The organism is Nocardia sp. NPDC056541 (assembly GCF_042794235.1).
Classification (GTDB): domain Bacteria; phylum Actinomycetota; class Actinomycetes; order Mycobacteriales; family Mycobacteriaceae; genus Nocardia.
Genome location: NZ_JBHTUD010000011.1, coordinates 132,529 through 149,776 on the forward strand (window position 1 = coordinate 132,529; position 17,248 = coordinate 149,776).

General features: G+C 68.4%; 14 protein-coding genes. 6 read left to right on the forward strand and 8 right to left on the reverse strand.

The genetic code is table 11. The features are described 5' to 3' along the window. Positions 1-25 precede the first annotated feature (25 nt). Complete coding sequence (locus ACFQ9R_RS20800) at positions 26-1,165, forward strand: ubiquinol-cytochrome c reductase iron-sulfur subunit (RefSeq protein WP_378992547.1); 1,140 nt, start codon at positions 26-28, stop codon at positions 1,163-1,165. Continuing rightward, the gene (locus ACFQ9R_RS20805) at positions 1,162-2,784 is read left to right on the forward strand and encodes a cytochrome bc complex cytochrome b subunit (RefSeq protein WP_378992549.1); all 1,623 of its coding nucleotides are present in this window, start codon (positions 1,162-1,164) and stop codon (positions 2,782-2,784) included. The genes ACFQ9R_RS20800 and ACFQ9R_RS20805 overlap by 4 nt, the downstream gene beginning before the upstream one ends. Positions 2,785-2,860: 76 nt before the next feature. Here the strand turns inward: ACFQ9R_RS20805 and ACFQ9R_RS20810 are convergent, their stop codons facing one another. Further along, positions 2,861-3,358: a polyadenylate-specific 3'-exoribonuclease AS gene (locus ACFQ9R_RS20810; protein WP_378992678.1), complete on the reverse strand. Its 498-nt coding sequence runs from the start codon at positions 3,356-3,358 to the stop codon at positions 2,861-2,863. A 179-nt stretch (positions 3,359-3,537) separates the two neighbouring features. Between ACFQ9R_RS20810 and ACFQ9R_RS20815 the strand changes: the two genes are divergently transcribed. Further along, a complete protein-coding gene (locus ACFQ9R_RS20815) occupies positions 3,538-4,923 on the forward strand; it encodes a class II 3-deoxy-7-phosphoheptulonate synthase (RefSeq protein WP_378636602.1) in 1,386 nt (461 codons plus the stop codon). A gap of 78 nt (positions 4,924-5,001) precedes the next feature. Here ACFQ9R_RS20815 and pknB read toward each other — a convergent pair whose 3' ends face one another. Beyond that, positions 5,002-6,921: a Stk1 family PASTA domain-containing Ser/Thr kinase gene (pknB, locus tag ACFQ9R_RS20820; protein WP_378992680.1), complete on the reverse strand. Its 1,920-nt coding sequence runs from the start codon at positions 6,919-6,921 to the stop codon at positions 5,002-5,004. 125 nt (positions 6,922-7,046) lie between these two features. Between pknB and ACFQ9R_RS20825 the strand changes: the two genes are divergently transcribed. After that, entirely contained in the window at positions 7,047-7,415 is a 369-nt protein-coding gene (locus ACFQ9R_RS20825) for an Rv2175c family DNA-binding protein (protein WP_378992550.1), read from the forward strand. A gap of 62 nt (positions 7,416-7,477) precedes the next feature. Here ACFQ9R_RS20825 and ACFQ9R_RS20830 read toward each other — a convergent pair whose 3' ends face one another. The 4 genes from ACFQ9R_RS20830 to ACFQ9R_RS20845 all read right to left on the reverse strand — a co-directional run bounded on the left by ACFQ9R_RS20830 (position 7,478) and on the right by ACFQ9R_RS20845 (position 13,098). After that, the gene (locus tag ACFQ9R_RS20830; RefSeq protein ID WP_378992553.1) at positions 7,478-8,542 is read right to left on the reverse strand and encodes a phytoene/squalene synthase family protein; all 1,065 of its coding nucleotides are present in this window, start codon (positions 8,540-8,542) and stop codon (positions 7,478-7,480) included. Positions 8,543-8,574: 32 nt separating this feature from the next. After that, on the reverse strand, positions 8,575-10,236 hold the full coding sequence (locus ACFQ9R_RS20835) for an alpha-(1->6)-mannopyranosyltransferase A (RefSeq protein ID WP_378660424.1): 1,662 nt from the start codon (positions 10,234-10,236) through the stop codon (positions 8,575-8,577). Between the two features lie 101 nt (positions 10,237-10,337). After that, positions 10,338-11,930: a phytoene desaturase family protein gene (gene crtI / locus ACFQ9R_RS20840; RefSeq protein ID WP_378992554.1), complete on the reverse strand. Its 1,593-nt coding sequence runs from the start codon at positions 11,928-11,930 to the stop codon at positions 10,338-10,340. 13 nt (positions 11,931-11,943) lie between these two features. Beyond that, positions 11,944-13,098 (reverse strand): polyprenyl synthetase family protein, encoded by a 1,155-nt coding sequence (locus ACFQ9R_RS20845; RefSeq protein ID WP_378992681.1) that lies wholly within the window; start codon positions 13,096-13,098, stop codon positions 11,944-11,946. A gap of 250 nt (positions 13,099-13,348) precedes the next feature. Between ACFQ9R_RS20845 and ACFQ9R_RS20850 the strand changes: the two genes are divergently transcribed. After that, entirely contained in the window at positions 13,349-14,350 is a 1,002-nt protein-coding gene (locus tag ACFQ9R_RS20850; RefSeq protein ID WP_378636616.1) for a methylenetetrahydrofolate reductase, read from the forward strand. A 9-nt stretch (positions 14,351-14,359) separates the two neighbouring features. Here the strand turns inward: ACFQ9R_RS20850 and ACFQ9R_RS20855 are convergent, their stop codons facing one another. Both ACFQ9R_RS20855 and ACFQ9R_RS20860 read right to left on the reverse strand, forming a co-directional pair. Then, complete coding sequence (locus ACFQ9R_RS20855; RefSeq protein WP_378992555.1) at positions 14,360-14,938, reverse strand: DUF2867 domain-containing protein; 579 nt, start codon at positions 14,936-14,938, stop codon at positions 14,360-14,362. 151 nt (positions 14,939-15,089) lie between these two features. Next, positions 15,090-16,667 carry a DHA2 family efflux MFS transporter permease subunit gene (locus ACFQ9R_RS20860; protein WP_378992557.1) on the reverse strand — a complete coding sequence of 526 codons (1,578 nt, stop codon included), beginning with the start codon at positions 16,665-16,667 and terminating at the stop codon, positions 15,090-15,092. Between the two features lie 84 nt (positions 16,668-16,751). On the opposite strand from ACFQ9R_RS20860, the gene ACFQ9R_RS20865 reads away from it, so the two are divergent. Then, positions 16,752-17,234: a MarR family winged helix-turn-helix transcriptional regulator gene (locus ACFQ9R_RS20865; RefSeq protein ID WP_378992558.1), complete on the forward strand. Its 483-nt coding sequence runs from the start codon at positions 16,752-16,754 to the stop codon at positions 17,232-17,234. Positions 17,235-17,248: the final 14 nt, after the last annotated feature.

Below are 17,248 nucleotides of genomic sequence, written 5' to 3' on the forward strand. Positions count from 1 at the left end.
CGAGCATGACGAATTGGATGCAGCCATGAGTGGACAGGAGCACAGCGACATGGGTCGCGAACCCACCGAAGACGAACTGGACGCGATGTCGCGTGACGAGCTGGTCGAGCTCGGCACCAATCGCGACGACGTCGATGTCGTCTACCGCAACGAGCGGTGGCCGGTGCCGGGCACCAAGGCCGAGAAGCGCGCCGAACGTGCGGTCACGTTCTGGTTCGCCATCTCCGGCCTCGCCGCCGCCGCGCTCATCGGTGTCTTCCTGTTCTGGCCGTGGGAGTGGAAGGGCTACGGCGACGAGGGCCACAGCGCCTACTCGCTGTTCACCCCGCTCGTCGGCCTGACCTTCGGCATCTCGGTGCTGGTCATCGGTGTCGCCGTGGTGCTGATCCGCAAGCGGTTCATCCCCGCCGAGATCTCGATCCAGCAGCGCCACGACGGCCCCTCCGACGAGGTCGAGCGGCGCACCCTGGCGGCCGAGCTGCAGGACGCGCTCGACACCTCCACCCTCGGTCGTCGCAAGATGATGCTCGGTACCGCGGGCGCCGGTGTCGGTGTGCTCGGTATCGGCGCACTGCTGGTGTTCGTCGGCGGCATGGTGAAGAACCCGTGGGCCAAGGGCGACAAGTCGCCGCTGTGGGTCTCGGGCTGGACCCCGGACTACCCGGGCGAGACCGTCTACATCCGCCGCGACACCGGTCGCCCCGGCGACATCGTGCTGGTGCGTCCCGAAGATCTGGACGCCGGCTCGATGGAAACCGTGTTCCCGTGGAAAGAGAAGTGGCGCGGCGATGAGCACGCCACGCTCGAGTCGCTGCGCGGTATCCGCAACGCGGTCATGATGATCCGGTTGCGCACCGAAGACGCCGAGAAGGCGATCAAGCGCAAGGGCCAGGAGAGCTTCAACTTCGGCGACTACTTCGCCTACTCGAAGATCTGCACCCACCTCGGCTGCCCCACCTCGCTGTTCGAGCAGCAGACCAACCGGATCCTGTGCCCCTGCCACCAGTCGCAGTTCCTCGCGACCGAGTGGGCAAAGCCGGTCTTCGGTCCTGCCGCCCGCGCACTGCCTCAGCTGCCGATCACCGTCAACTCCGAGGGCTATTTGGTCGCCGCGGGCGACTTCATCGAGCCGCTCGGCCCGGCCTTCTGGGAGCGTCGTTCATGAGCGTTGTGGCCAATCAGGCAAATGAGATGGACGAGCGGTACCGCGCCGCCGCGTTCATGAAGCGTTCGATCAACAAGGTCTTCCCGACCCACTGGTCGTTCCTGCTGGGTGAGATCGCGCTCTACGCGTTCATCATCCTGCTGCTGTCGGGTGTGTACCTGACGCTGTTCTTCGACCCGTCGATGACCCACGTGGTCTACGACGGCGCCTACCAGCCGCTGCGCGGCGTCGGCATGTCGCGGGCCTACGAGACCGCGCTGAACATCTCCTTCGAGGTGCGCGGCGGTCTGTTCGTCCGGCAGATCCACCACTGGGCGGCCCTGCTGTTCGCGGCATCGATCATCATCCACCTGTTCCGCATCTTCTTCACCGGCGCGTTCCGCAAGCCGCGTGAGGCGAACTGGGTGATCGGCTCGCTGCTGCTGATCCTGGCGATGTTCGAAGGCTTCTTCGGCTACTCGCTGCCCGACGATCTGCTCTCGGGCACCGGCCTGCGTGCCGCGTTCGGCGGTATCACCATGAGCCTGCCGGTTATCGGTACCTGGATGCACTGGCTGATGTTCGGCGGCGACTTCCCCGGCGACATCATCATCCCGCGCCTCTACATCGCGCACGTGCTGCTGCTGCCCGGCATCATCCTGGCGTTGATCGGCGCGCACGTCGCCCTGGTCTGGTACCAGAAGCACACCCAGTTCCCCGGACCGGCCCGCACCGAGCACAACGTCGTCGGCGCGCGCATCATCCCGGTGTTCGCCGCCGACCAGGGTGCGTTCTTCGCGTTCACCCTCGGCATCGTCGGCATCATGGGCGGTGTCCTGCAGATCAACCCGATCTGGAACCTGGGCCCGTACAACCCCTCTCAGGTCTCGGCGGGTTCACAGCCCGACTTCTACATGATGTGGACCGACGGTTTGGCGCGTCTGATGCCGCCGTGGGAGCTCTACCTCGGTCGCTACACGGTCCCGGCCGTGGTCTGGGTCGCGCTCATCATGGGCCTGGTGTTCACGCTGCTGATCGCCTACCCGTGGATCGAGAAGCGCCTCACCAACGACCACTCGGCGCATCACAACCTGCTCCAGCGTCCGCGCGACGTGCCGGTGCGTACCGCGATCGGTGCCATGGCGATCGCGTTCTACGTGGTGCTCACGCTCTCGTGTGTCAACGACATCATCGCGCTGAAGTTCGACATCTCGCTGAACGCGACCACCTGGATCGGTCGTATCGGCGTGCTGCTGCTGCCGCCGATCGCGTACTTCGTGACCTACCGGTTCTGCATCGGTCTGCAGCGCAGTGACCGGGCGGTGCTCGAGCACGGTATCGAGACCGGTGTGATCAAGCGTCTGCCGCACGGCGAGTACATCGAGGTGCACCAGCCGCTGGGCGGGGTCGACGCACACGGCCACGCCATCCCGCTGGAATACCAGGGCGCCCCGGTGCCCAAGAAGATGAACAAGCTCGGTTCGGCGGGCAAGCCCGGCACCGGTAGCTTCCTCAAGGCCGATCCCAAGGCCGAGGGCGAGTCCTGGGCCGAGATCGAGGAGAACGAGGAGCACCGGATGCTCACCGTTCTCGCCGAACAGCAGGCGATCGCAAACAACAGTGAGCCGTTCGGTCACTGATCGAACATCGCGAACAACGAAGGCCCCGAGTCGAATTCGACTCGGGGCCTTCGTTGTGCCGGACAGGCGCTGTGTCCTAGAGGCGCGGGGTGCGCCGGTATGTCTCGATGGCCTCGAACTTGGCCAGGTTGTGGCGGGCGTCGGCGAGTGCGTCGTGCGCGTCGTCCGGGATCGGCGGCAGGTCGGGGCTGCCGTGCGCGGCCCAGTGCTGGCGCAGCTCGTTGGTGTAGCGGGGCATGCCCTTGGGCAGCGCCGTCATGTCACCCCACAGCTGGCACAGCGCCACGTGGTCGTAGGCGGACACCCACGCCCACAGCTCCGGCTGCACGCTCGGGCGCGGCAGGAAGAACTTGAACAGGTCGTCGCGGATCTGTTCCCTGGTGCGATACAGCGGCGACCCGGCGGCAGGCAGCTTCGGCAGCACATGCTTGCGCACCCACGGCCCGGCCCGCTTCGCATCGAATTCGGTGGAGACCGCGTAGTACTCGCGCCCGTCCTCACAGACGACGCCGATCGAGATCAGGTCGATCGTCACCCCATCCTCGATGAATTCCGAATCGTAGAAATATCGCAGGGAGATCGCCTCTTCGTGCCGGTGGGTTGCTCGTGGGGCTCCGGCGCGCCGGGCGATGGACCCCACGACGGGTCGACGAAACCCTATGTGGGCGCCCTGTGCGTGTTTCGCACGGGTCGGCGGTGGCTTCGCGGGTACGCCGGATAGTCGCTCGGACGCGCGGGTCGTATTCTGATCTGGTGACCTGGACCGTCGACGTACCCATTGACCGTTTGCCGGAACTGCCGCCGCTGCCCGAAGAGCTGCGTGGTCGCCTCGATGCCGCGCTGGCCCGGCCCGCTCTGCAGCAGCCGTCCTGGGACGCCGACGAGGCCGCCACCATGCGCACCGTGCTGGAGAGCGTGCCACCGATCTGCCTGCCCGCCGAGGTGGAGGACCTCAAGGCGCAGCTGGCCGCTGTCGCGCGCGGTGAGGCGTTCCTCATGCAGGGCGGTGACTGCGCGGAGACCTTCGCCGACAACACCGAGCCCCACATCCGCGGCAATATCCGCACGCTGCTGCAGATGGCCGTGGTACTCACCTACGGCGCGAGTATGCCGGTGGTGAAGGTGGCACGGATCGCGGGCCAGTACGCCAAGCCGCGTTCGTCCGACACCGACGCGCTGGGTCTGAAGTCCTACCGCGGCGACATGGTGAACTCGCTCGTCGCCGACGAGGCCCTGCGTCGTCACGACCCGTCGCGTCTGGTCCGTGCCTACGCCAACGCCAGCGCCGCGATGAACCTGGTTCGCGCCCTGACCAGCGCGGGCACCGCCGACCTGCACCGCCTGCACGACTGGAACCGTGACTTCGTCGCCCAGTCGCCCGCGGGCGCGCGCTACGAGACCCTCGCCGAGGAGATCGACCGCGGTCTGCGCTTCATGGCCGCCTGTCAGGTCAACGACCCGAGCCTGAAGACCGCGCGTATCTACGCCTCGCACGAGGCGCTCGTCCTCGACTACGAGCGCGCGATGCTGCGGCTGAGCGAGTCCGAGACCGGCGAACCGCTGCTCTACGACCTGTCCGCGCACTTCCTGTGGATCGGCGAGCGTACCCGTCAGCTCGACGGCGCCCACATCGCGCTGGCCGAACTCCTCGCGAACCCGATCGGGCTCAAGATCGGGCCCACCACCACGCCGGAACTGGCCGTGGAATACGTCGAGCGGCTCGACCCGAACAACGAGCCCGGCCGGCTCACCCTGGTCGCCCGCATGGGCAACGGCAAGGTGCGTGATGTGCTGCCCCCGATCATCGAGAAGGTGCAGGCCACCGGCCACCAGGTCATCTGGCAGTGCGACCCCATGCACGGCAACACCCACGAGTCGTCCACCGGTTTCAAGACCCGCCACTTCGACCGCATCGTCGACGAGGTCCAGGGCTTCTTCGAGGTGCACCACGCCCTCGGCACCCACCCCGGCGGCCTGCACATCGAGCTGACCGGCGAGAACGTCACCGAGTGCCTCGGCGGCGCCCAGGACATCTCCGATCTCGACCTGGGCGGCCGCTACGAAACGGCCTGCGATCCCCGCCTGAACACCCAGCAATCCCTGGAACTGTCGTTCCTGGTCGCGGAAATGCTGCGCTGAATCAGCGGGACGAGCCCGGGGCGGTCAGCGGGGACCGCGCCCGGGTTTTTCTTTGTCCTTCTCGGGATCCTTGCCCCTTCAAGGCAGGGCGGTGAGCGTTACGACGCTGCCCGCCTCCACATTCGAGTTGAAGCCGGGAACCTGGCCGATGACCAGGGAACTGTCCGAGTCGGTGAGGGATTTGACCTCTACCCGCAGGCCGAGCTGTTGCAGTTTGGAGCGGGCGTTGCCGACGCTTTGACCCATCACATTGGGGACCTTCACCGCGTTCGACACGATCAGCGTCACGGTGTCGCCCGATTGCAGGGTGGTGCCGACGGCGGGCTCGGTCGCGATCGCCTTGTCGCCTTCGACACTCTTGTCGAACTGCACGCGCGTGTCGCGAACGACCAGGCCCGCGGTGGTCAGCGCGGCGGCAGCCTCCTCGGCGGTCTTGCCCCGGACGTCGGGCACGTTGACAGGCTGGGAACCCTTGCTGCGGTACACCTTCACTTGCGCGCCCATCGGCAGGATCGTGCCGGGCGCCGGCTCCACCTTGGCCAGCGAACCCTTCGGCGCGGTACTGGCCGCCTCGCCGCTGTCGATCGGCTGCAAACCGGCATCGCGGATCGCCTGGTTGGTGGCGGCGAGCTGGTCGCCGGGCTTGATATCGGGCACCCGCGGCTTTCCGTTGGAGATCAGCACCGCGACCGTGGAACTCTTGGTCACCCGCGACCCGGCCGACGGCTCGGAGCCGACGACCCCGCCCACCGGCACCGTGTCGGAGGCCTTCTGCCGCAACTCCGTCTCGAAACCGGCTTCCTGCAGGACCGCGACGGCCCGCTGGGAGTCCATGCCCGCGATCGGCGGCACCGCGGTGTAGCGACCGACGCCGAGCCACCAGCCGCCGATACCGACCAGCAGGGTCAGCGCGGTGACGATGCCCACCCACACCAAACCTGTTCGGCGCGAATGATCGTCGCCACCGCCGAACGCGCTCGCCGCCGGTGCGGGGGCGTACTCCTCCGGGCGCGGGCGCGGTGCGGTGACCACCCGGGTGTGGTGTGGTTCGGGCGCGGGGGAATGGTGCGCGGCCATCGGCGGCGGGGTTGCCGGGCGCTCGCCGGGATGATGCGCGGCGCCGGTCTGATAGCTCTCGCTGAGATGTTCGGCCGAATCGCGCGGTGCGGGCACCCGGTAGGGCGGCAGATTCAGTTCCATCGCGATCGTCTGCAGTTTCGCCGCCATCTCGTTGGCGTCGGCGAAGCGCTGCGCGGGGTCGCGGGAGGTGGCCTTGGCGACCAACGCGTCGAATTCGGGCGGTACGCCACCGATGAAGTTGCTCGGGGCGGGCACATCGTTCTCGACCCGCTGATACGCCACCGACAGCGAGTTGTCGCCGGTGAACGGCACCCGCCCGGTGAGCAGTTCGAAGATCAGGACGCCGAAGGAGTACACATCGCTGCGGGCATCGGCGGTACCGGTGGTGACCTGCTCGGGGGACAGGTAGGCGGCGGTGCCGAGGATCACGCTCGCGGAGGTGGTGTTGGCCGCGGCCACGGCGCGGACCAGGCCGAAGTCGGCGATCTTCACCTCGCCCGCGTCGGAGATCAGCACGTTCTCCGGCTTCACATCGCGGTGCACCAGGCCCGCGTCGTGGGCGGTGCCGATCGCGCGCAGCACCGGCTCGGCCACGGCGCGCACGGCGTGCGGCGGCATCGGCCCGCGTTCGCGCAGCAGCTCGCGCAGCGTGCCGCCCTCGACCAGTTCCATGATCAGGAACGGGTATTCGCCATCGACGCCCTGGTCGTACACGGCGACCAGCGACGGATGCTTGAGCTTGGCCACCGCCCGGGCCTCGAACTCGAAACGGCTGAGGAACTGCGGGTCAGCGGCGAACTTCGGGTCCATCACCTTGATCGCGACGGGGCGATCGAGCCGGGTGTCGGTCCCGCGGAAGACCATCGACATCCCGCCGCGAGCGATCGGCGCATCGATGCGATAGCGCCCTTCCAGCATCTGGCCGATCAAGTGATGTCCTCCGGCATTCAACCGGCCGCCGTGTGCGGCCACCACGATGGTAACCGGGTGGTGTGGGCATGCCAGACGATGCGTGCGCGCTGACACGTACTACCGTTGTGGGAGTGAGTGCCTTCCCCTGCAGCGACGACGTGCTGCCCGACACCGAAACCATCGTCTCGCTTCCCGAGGCGGCCGATATCCTCGGCGTCCCGGTCACCTCGGTGCACCAATTGCTGCGTGACCACCAGATCCTCGCGATCCGCCGGCACGGCGTCGCGGGCATTCCGTCCCGCTTCTTCGATTCCGAGGACGAGATCGTCCGCATGCTTCCCGGCGTGATCACCGTCATGCGCGACGCCAAGTACACCGACGAGGACATCCTCGGCTGGCTCTACACCGACGACCCTTCCCTGCCCGGGCGCCCGGTGGACGCTCTGCACGGGCAATTGGCCCGCGAGGTAGTTCGCCGCGCGCACGCTGAACCCTTCTGATCGTCACACCGCCGGATCGCGCGCGGCCGCGGGCAGCGGCCGTCGCGAGCGAACCGCGATAACTAGCCGCCGGTGAAACCCTTGGCGGCGACCAGGATCCGGCGACGGCGGGGGACCGTGGCCCGGGTGGTGAAGACCTGGTAGTCGGCCGCTTCGATGCGGTCGAGGATTTCGGCGTAGAGGATGGCGGCGGTAATGATCGCCGGGCGTACGCGGGGGGCGAGCAGGGCGATGCCGGGGACGGCTTGCCGGTAGATGTCGCGGTTGACAGCGATCAGGTGGGCCAGCGCACGCCGCAGCGGTGCGTCGGTGTGGCCCCGATGACGGCAGTCGCGCAGGTGGGCTTCGTCTACGCCGAACGCCGTCAGCTCGTCGGTGGGCAGGTAGACGCGGTCGCGGTCGAGGTCTTCGGCGACATCGCGCAGGAAATTGGTGAGCTGGAAGGCCTCGCCGAGGGCAGCGGCGGCCGGTTCGGCCTCGGCGACGGGGACGACGGTGCCCAGGACCGGCAGTAGCTGCAGGCCGATGGCGGCGGCGGACCCGCGCATGTACTCGCGGAGCTCGCTCATCGTGGCGTAGCGGGTGCGGTGGGTGGCCGTACCGGGGACGTCCATGCGCATGGCGTCGAGGAATGTCCAGAGGTGGGTGTGCGCGATGTCGTAGCGGCTGATGGTGTCCGCGGCCGCGGTGACGATCTGGCGGCGGCGCGGGTCGGTGCTGTCGATGTCGCCGTGTTCGAGGGCCAGTCGCAGGTGTTTCTCGACGAGGTCGAGGTGCTGGGCGGGGGAGACGTCGACGACCTGCGCGGGTTCACTCGGCACGTGCCGCTGGGTGGTGGTGAGCCGCGCAGGGGCGCGTCCGCCGGCGACGAGGTGGGTCGGGGCCAGGCTGTGCCGGGCGCCGTCGCGGGGGTCGAGGACGCGCGCGGGGTTGTCGGCATGATCGACGATGTCGTCGACCATCCGGGCGAAGGCGTACAGCGCGTGTACCGCTCGCCGACGTTCCGGTGAGAGCAGTGTGGTGGCCAGGTAGTAGGTGCGCCCGTGCTCGGCGGCGATCCGCCGGCAACTCGCGTAGGCCGCATCCAGCTCGCTGGTCAGCGGTCGGGCATCTCCGGAAACGTTCACGGTGTCGCGTCGAAGCCTCTGCGCGCGAGGGCTCATGCTCGAACTGGCGGCGCCGATTCCGTGGCAACGGCCTTCGAGCCGGCCGAACGCAGATGCAGCGGATCCACGGTGCGCAGCGACACCGCCGCGACCACGGCGGCGAAGGTCGCCAGCGCGACATGCCAGAAGTTGTAGAGGCCGATCGACCCGTCGGGCTGGAACACCAGCATCAGCCACGTGCAGATCCCGACCAGCCACATCAACGTGCGGGTCGACATCGCGAACCCGGCGGCCAGCGCGAGCGGCCACGAGTAGTACCAGGGCAGCGCGGCGGGGGAGAGCAGCACGATCGCGACGAACGCGATGATGATGCCCATCACGGCCTCGCGCTCACTGTGCCGGAACCGCCACCAGGTCGCGACGAGCAGCGCGACCATGGCGATCTGGCACAGCAGGCGGGTCACGTCCAGTACGGAGTTGAAATCGAGCGGGGTCACCCAGGTGACCATGTGCGCGAGAATCGTCGGCAGCGACAGCCAATTGATGATCTTGTTCGAGCCCTGCAACGCGGTGACCCAGCCGAAGCCGACTCCCGCGATCACCGACGCCGCGCCGAACACCAGCGCGAACACGCCGACGCCGATACCGGCGATCTTGGCGAAGACGAACAGCGGGTGCGGCATATCCGCGGACGGTCTGGCAGCGTCGGGGTGTTTCTGTTCCTCGGCGAGTGCGGCGTCGGAATCCACCGCGGCTCGCCGCTCGGCGGCTCGCCGTTCCTTCTCGTGCAGAATCCAGATCCACACCAGGAACGGCAGCGCCACGCCTGCCGTCGCCTTGATCGCCACGCCGATGGCGACCACCACGATGCCGGCCACATGATGGCGTTCGAGCACGAGCGCGACGCCCGCGCACATCAGCCCGACCATCAGCATCTCGTTGTGCACGCCACCGATCAGGTGCACCAGCACCAGCGGGTTGAGCACGGCCAGCCACAGCGCGACCGTCGGCTTTCCGCCCAGATGCTTGGTCAGATACGGCACCGCCCACATCATCAGCGCCAGTCCGGGCAGCATGACGACGCGCAGCGCGATGGTCCCGGCGATGACGTTCTCGCCGGTGAGCGAGGTGATCGCACGGCCCATCAACAAGAAGACGGGGCCGTACGGTGCGGTGGTGGTGGTCCAGACCGGGCTCACGTTGTCCAGCAGCACGCCGGGATTGGCGACGGGACCCACCTGATAGGGGTCGAAACCGTCACGCAACAGGGCACCCTGGGCGAGGTAGGAGTAGGAGTCACGGCTGAACATCGGCGCCGCGAACAGCAGGGGCGTGATCCAGATACCGACGATCGCCCGCAACTCGTTGAGCGTGACCGTCGATTCGCCCTTGCCGATGGTGGTGCGACCCAGCCGGACCCACGCCGTGATCATCAGCAGCACGCCGATCCAGATCACGATCGTCGACAACACGTATCCGTGGCCGAATCGCAGCCACGACAGGTGCAGCGCTTCGAGTAGCGGATCGCGCTTGCGAACAGCCCCCGCACCGAAGCCACCGAAGGTGATCATCATGGCGCCGAAGAAACCCATCAGAGCAGCGTGGCCCTCGGGGCTCCTGGCGAACTCGCCTGCGGTGCGCAGCCAGGTCCGGACGCCCGGGTCGCTCCCGGCGGGTAGGTGACGCTGGCGCTCGAGGGTGCGCGTGTTGTCCATGGTGCCTACGGTCGTCTCGGAGGGCGGCATGTTCGGTCGGTCCCCCCGGATGGTCGGCGGTCGCAACCGCGAGCTGATAAGTCGGCCGTCAGTTTACGGCTTCAAGTTGGAACACTAACCCGGTGGTCGGTACCGGCGTGTGCCCGGCTGCCGGTGATTCGTGCCGCCGCCAGCTTGCCGGACAGCAGTGTGGTGGGCACACCCACCCCCGGAGTGGTGCCGCAACCTGCGAGAACGACGTTGTCCACGCCCCTTGGCAGATTGCGTGGCCGGAAGGGCCCGGTTTGCCGGAATACGTGGGCGAGGGAGAACGGTGTGCCCGCGATCATGCCCTGGGCGGCCCAGGTGGCGGGCGTGTCGAGGTGGTCGACGCGGAAATGTTCGGCGATGCCGGTGTAGCCGCGCCGCTCCAGTTCCGCGAGCAGCTCGCGCAGGTAGGCGGGGGCGAGCCGGTCCCAGTCGAGCGGGGCGGCGGTCAGGTTGGGGCACGGCGCGAGCACCGACAGCGGTTCGAAGCGCCCGGTGGCCCGGTCGACGAACTGGTCGGCGTCGGTGAGCGCGGGCCGGGTGAGCAGCAGCGACGGATCGCTCATGAGCCGGCCGCGACCCTTGCGCGCGGCGATCTCGGCGAAGGTCTGTGCCCAGGCGGCGCCGAACTCGATGGTGTGATGGGCCTGCACGGGCCAGCGCGCGGCGATCTCGGCCGCGATGGTGCCGTGGGCGACGACGGCCGACGGTGAGGCGCGCAGGCCGCGACGGTGGCGCAGGCCGAATGTCGGCAGTGACGCGATGTCGGCGGTGAGGACCACCGCGTCGCAGGGGTAGGCGCGCCCGTCGGCGGTGCGCACCGCTTCGGCACGTCGCCCACGGGCCGCGCCCTTCTGTCCCTGTCCGTTCGGTGTCCGTCCGGGGCGATAGTCGATGCCGTCGACCTCGGCATTCAGTACGAGCTGACCACCCGCGGCCGTGAACGCCTCGGCGAGCGCCGCCGTGATCGCGCGCATTCCGCCTTCGGGGAAGTAGACACCCAGGCAGGTGTCCATGTTCGGGATCGCGCCGTAGACGGCGAGCGCGTCATCCGGCGACATGCCCGCGTACAGCGCCTGGAAGGTGAACAGCCTGGTCAGCCGTTCGTCGCCCAGAAAGGACCGTACGCGCGGCCCGAGTTTTCCGAAGCCGCCGAGCTTGGCGAGTGCGGTGAGCGCGGCCCTGGAGCGCGGTGTGCGCACCATGTCGAGCGGCGAATCGAAATCGGCGTTCATGAACTCGTCGAACTCGGCGTCGTAGACGCGGCCGAGCCAGTCGCGCAGTCGGCGGTAGTTGCGCGCTTCAGCAGGCCCGCAAGCACTTTCGACCTCGGCGGCCATCTGGTCGGCGTCGTCGAAGACGCGGATGTCGCTGCCGTCGGCGAAGCGTGCGTGATAGGCGGGAGCGAGGCGGTGGATGCGCAGGCCGACGCTCTGCCTGGTGTGCCCGACGGCGGCCAGCGCGTCGTCGATCACTTCCGGCAAGGTGAGTACCGTTGCGCCGCTGTCGATCTCGTAGTCGTCGAACCGGTATCGGCCCACCCGGCCGCCCGGATGATCGGCCCGTTCCAGCACCGTCACCTCGCGACCCGCGCCCCGTAGGTGCAGCGCGGCCGCCAGACCTGCCAGCCCGGCCCCGACTACGACGACATGATTCGCTTGTCCCACAACACTTTTCCTATCAGGCCGCGCGGCGGGTGGCAGCCAGTGCCATGGCGTGGAGCAACTGCTTGGCCTCCGGCGTCGCGGAACTGGTCGCGATCGCGGCGAGCCCGGTGTCGGTGAGCTCGGTGATCCGGCGCTCCACCTCGTCGACCGCACCCAGGTCGGTGAGCACTGTGCGCAGCCGGTCGATGGCGGCATCGTCGAGGTCCGTGCCGAGGCCGGTCCGGATCAGGGCGGCGGCGGCCGGATCGGCCCGGCGCAGCGCCTCCGCGATCAACACGGTCCGCTTGCCCTCCCGCAGGTCGTCGCCCGACGGCTTTCCGGTCACCGCCGGGTCGCCGAACACGCCGAGCAGGTCGTCACGCAGCTGGAACGCGATCCCCACGTCGGTTCCGTAGATCCGCAGCGCGTCCACCAGCGCCTCGTCGGCACCCGCCAGCGCCGCGCCCAGATGCAACGGCCGTTCGATCGTGTACGCGGCGGTTTTGTACCGGTTGATCCGCAACGCGGCCTCGACCGACTCGTCGCCGCCCGCCTCGCCGTTGATGTCGAGGAGTTGCCCACCGAGCACCTCGGTCCGCATCCGCGCCCACACCGGTGCGAACCGGGCCAGCGCCCGTGGGCTCAAACCGGCCTCGTGCACCAGATCGTCCGCCCAGGCCAGCGCGAGATCGCCGATCAGAATCGCGACCGCCGAGCCGTAGGCGGCGCCGTCGCCGGGCCAGCCCGCCGCCGCGTGCCGATCCTCGAACTCGATGTGCACGGTCGGGAACCCGCGCCGAGTGCGCGAGGAGTCGATGATGTCGTCGTGCACGAGCGCGCACGCCTGCACCAATTCCAGTGCCGAACAGGCGGTGAGTACCGCGGCGGCATCCGGCCCGGCGGGATCGCCACCGGCGCCCAGCCAGCCGGTCCACGCGAATCCCGGTCGCGTCCGCTTGCCGCCCCGAACCACGAACTGTCCGAGCGCCTCGACGGCGTCGAGGAAGACGGGCCCCAGCGGCTCGACGATCTCACGCCGGGTGGCGAAGAAGCTGGTCAGCACCTGTTCGACAGCGGCGACGAAGGCCGGCGTGCCCGGGGTCAGCGCGACGAGGTCGACCGAGGTCAGAGCGTCGGCGGCGGACCGGGATAGCGGGGTACCGATTCCGGCGGACAGGGCGGCCTCCAGGGGCGAAGTGGGCGAACAGCGGGACCGGTTGGGCACTCGGTGGTGCGGTCACCAGCGTTGTCCCGAACGATACGCGGGCGGACCGGGCGCGCTCTCGGCGCACAGGGCCGCTGCGACGCAGCCCACATCCGGGTTTCCGCGGTGCTACCGTCCGCGGGCACGTTCATCGGCCTTGACGCGTTGCTGGGTGTTCGGCGCCCGGTTTCCCAGTCGGTGCCGGGGCGCCATCGCCTCCCACTAGACTGAGCCGGTGGATTTCGACAATGGACGGGGAAGTTCGACCCCAGATCGACCCGCCCAGCGGCCGTCGATCGTCTCGAACACCCCCTCGGTGGTGCAGAGTCTGCGCACCCATTCGGGCAACGGCGTGCCGTTCTCCGTGGAGTTCAACCCTCCGCGAGACGAAGCGGGCGAGGCTCGGTTGTGGCGCGCGGTCCGCGAGTTCGAACGCATGCATCCCGCCTTCGTGTCGATGACCTACGGCGCGGGCGGTTCCACCCGCGACCGCACCGTGCGCATCACCGGTGCGCTCGCGCAGGAAACCACTCTGCTCCCGGTCGCCCACCTCACCGCGGTCGGGCACAGCATCGCCGAACTGCGCTCCCTGATCGGGTCCTACGCCGACTCCGGCATCTGCAATGTCCTGGTTCTGCGTGGTGACCCGCCCGGTGACCCGCTGGGTGAATGGGCCAAGCACCCCGGCGGTGTCGAATACGCGGAGGAACTGGTCCGCATCGTGCGCGATCTCGGCGACTTCCACGTCGGCGTCGCCTCGTTCCCCCAGGGCCACCACCGCTCGCCCGACCTCGACCACGACACCCACCACCTGGCGGCGAAACTCCGTGCGGGAGCGGAGTATTCGATCACCCAGATGTTCTTCGACGTCGAGCACTATCTGCGTCTGCGTGACCGCGTGATCGCCATGGACCCCATCGAGGGCGCCAAGCCGATCATCCCCGAGCTGATGCCCATCACCTCCCTGCGCACGGTCGCCCGCGCCGAAGAACTCAGCGGCCGCCCCGTCCCCGCCGACGTGGTAGCCCGCCTCACCCGCGCGGCAGGTACCGGCCCGGAGGAAGACCGTGCCGCCGTCCGCGCCGAAGGCATCCAGATCGCCACCGAAATGGCCCAGCGCCTCACCGAAGAAGGCGCCCCCTGCCTCCACTTCATCACCTTGAACTTCGCCAAGGCCACCAGCGAAGTCCTCACCAACCTCGGCTACGGAGTATCCGCCGCCCCGCTCAGCGCGTAGGAACAGCGCTTACCGCGTCACGGCGAGGTCGTTCCAGCTGCGTTCCCAGCTGCGGGTCATCGCCGGGTAGACGATGCCGTAGCGGAAGGGCTTGATCAGGGCCATGTAGAGGCGGCCGAATCGACCGTTGGGCTTCACCAGGACCGCCATTTGTAGGTGGTAGCCGGTGGTGTCGGGGACCCAGCCCAGGTGCATGATGCCGTGCATCGTGCCGTTGGCGATTTCGGCGGCGTATTCGTTGTCGAGGACATAGAGGGCGGTGAGTGGGCCGTCTTCGGCGGGGATGTCGGTGTCGCGCAGGTCGGCGGGCAGACGCTCGCGCAGAGACGGGACGCGGGTGCCGGTGCCTGCCTCTTCGCGGTCCCAGCCGAACAGTTCGCCCAGCTTCCAGCGGATCTTGAACAGCAGGCCGCTGATGCCGGTGGACTCGGAGGCGCGTTCGGCCTGGAGGGCGGCGAGTAGGGCGGGGAAGTCGTCGGGGCCCGCGCCGGGGGTGCGGAACTGCCAGATGTCCTCGACGTCGAAGTCGGGGGCGATCTCGTGGATGCGCCAGGGCTGGTCGGTGTGGGCCGATTCGGGTAGTCGCATAGCGGGGACCTCCATGTGTACGGCGGCGTATATGTCGAGAGTACCGCTGATATACGCCTACGTATAGAAAGGGGGAGTGTGATTGATGCGGGCTTGACGACCGGGCAGCGTGGGGGCCGCGGAACGAGTCCGGGCCCCCGGTGGACCGGTGCTACTCGTGTCGTTCGGGTTCGACGAATGCCGTAGTGGCCAAGGCGAGCACGAGCAGGCCGGCGCACAGGTAGCTCGCCACCTCGATGCCCGCGGCCATGGCCGCGCGCGCCGCTTCCGCGATGGGCAGTGTGTTCGGGTTTTCGGCGAACGCTCCGATCACCGAACCGGCGCTGTCGGTGACGGTCGACTCCAGTTGCCGCACTTCGGGTTCGGGCAGGCCCGCGTCGGTCAGGCGGTCGCGCAGGCCGGTGCCGACGGTACTGAAGTAGATGGTGGTGAGGACGGCGATGCCCAGTGCTGAGCCGAGTTCGCGTGCCGCGCTTTGTATTCCCGAGCCCTGTCCCGCGCTCTCGCTCGGCACGTCGGCGAGCACGATATTGGTGACCTGGGCGGTCGCGAAGCCGACGCCGATGCCGTAGACGAACAGTGCGAGCGCGATCGACCACCAGCTGCTGTCCGCCGCGGCGAACAATCCGAGCAGCGCCAGTCCGGCCGCTTCCAGCAGCAAGCCGATCCTGACCTGGCCCGAGGCCGAGACCGAGGCCGTCAACGAGAAACTCGCGCCGCTGGCGACGAAACTGCCGATCGCGAGCGGCATGAGGGCGAGTCCGGCTTGCAGCGCGGTGTAATCGAGGGCGAATTGCATCCACAGCGGCAGGACCGCGATGATGCCGAACTCGCCGACGCCGACGATCAGTGTCACCACATTGCCCCTGCGGAACGAATCGATCGAGAACAGCCGCACGTCGACCAGCGGTTCCCCTTCGGTGCGTCCGAGTCGCGCCTGCCTGCGCCAGAAGAGCCCGAGGGCGAGTGCGGCGCCTGTGAACGCGACGAGAACCGGTGAAGGCCCGCTGCGCCAAGCGAACCCGCCGATGCTCAGCGGCTCGGTCACGAACAGCCAGCCATAATGCCGACCCTCGATCATGGCGAAGGCGAGCAGGCCGAGGCCGAGTGCGGACTGGGCCGCCCCGAGCCAATCGACGCGACCGGCGTTCTTCGGTGCGGCGGGGAGGTAGACCAGCACGGCCACCATGATCAGCGCGACCGCGGGGATGTTGATTCCGAAAGCCCACCGCCAGGAGAAGCCGGCGAGCCAGCCGCCGAGCAGCGGGCCGAGCGCCGCGGCCGCGCCGATCGTGGATCCCCAGATCGCGAAGCCCTGTCCGCGAGCCTTTCCGGTGAATGCCGCGTTCACCAGGGCCAGCGAGGTCGGCAGGATCATCGCCCCGCCGATGCCCTGCAGGAAGCGGGCCGCGATGAGCAGGCCGCCACTCGGTGCGAGCGCGGCGAGCAGACTGGTGGCGCCGAAGACGACCAACCCGATCAGGAACAGCCTGCGTGCGCCGTAGAGATCGCTGAGTCGACCGGCGACCAGGAGGAGCGCGGCGAAAACGATCGCGTACGACTCCTGGATCCATTGCGCCTGAATCGAGGTGATCGCCAAGTCCTCGACGATCGGCGCGAGGATCACGTTCACGATCGTCAGGTCGACCACGATCAACGCGACGCCGAGCGAGACGGCGATCAGCCCCAGCCACAAGCGCAGCGGTGGGGTCTCGGTTTCTGTCCGCACTATACCTCCGTCATAAAGTTACTTGACGATGAAGGTAAATGGCGGGCCGGTAAGTTGTCAATCGGTGGTCGACGAGAGGACGAGATGGTGGAGCAGACATCCGGCGATGTCGCGATGCGGCGGCAGCGGCTCGCCGCGGGGCTCATCGACTACGGCGCGAGCTTCACCGAACTGGGCCGCCGATTCGCGGAAACGCTCGGCGTGCACTCCACCGACGCCTTCGCGCTGATGGAGATCGCGGCCGCCGAACACGCCGAAGAACCGCTGTCTCCCGCGCTGCTGAGCAAGCGGATCACCCTGACCTCGGGGGCGATGACCACCCTGCTCAACCGGCTGGAGCAGGCGGGATACATCACCCGCAGCCGCGAGCACACCGATCGCCGGGTCGTGACGTTGCGGTGCAGCGCGAACGCTCGACAGCTGGCCGACGAGTTCTTCCACCCGATCAACGCCGAGCAGGACGCGATCCTCGCCGAATACGAGCCTGCCCAGCTCGCGCAGTTCGAGCGGTTGCTCGAGCGGTTGCGCACGGCGATGGACCCCGGACAGCCGAAGGGCGCCCCGTAGTCGAGTCGACGTTG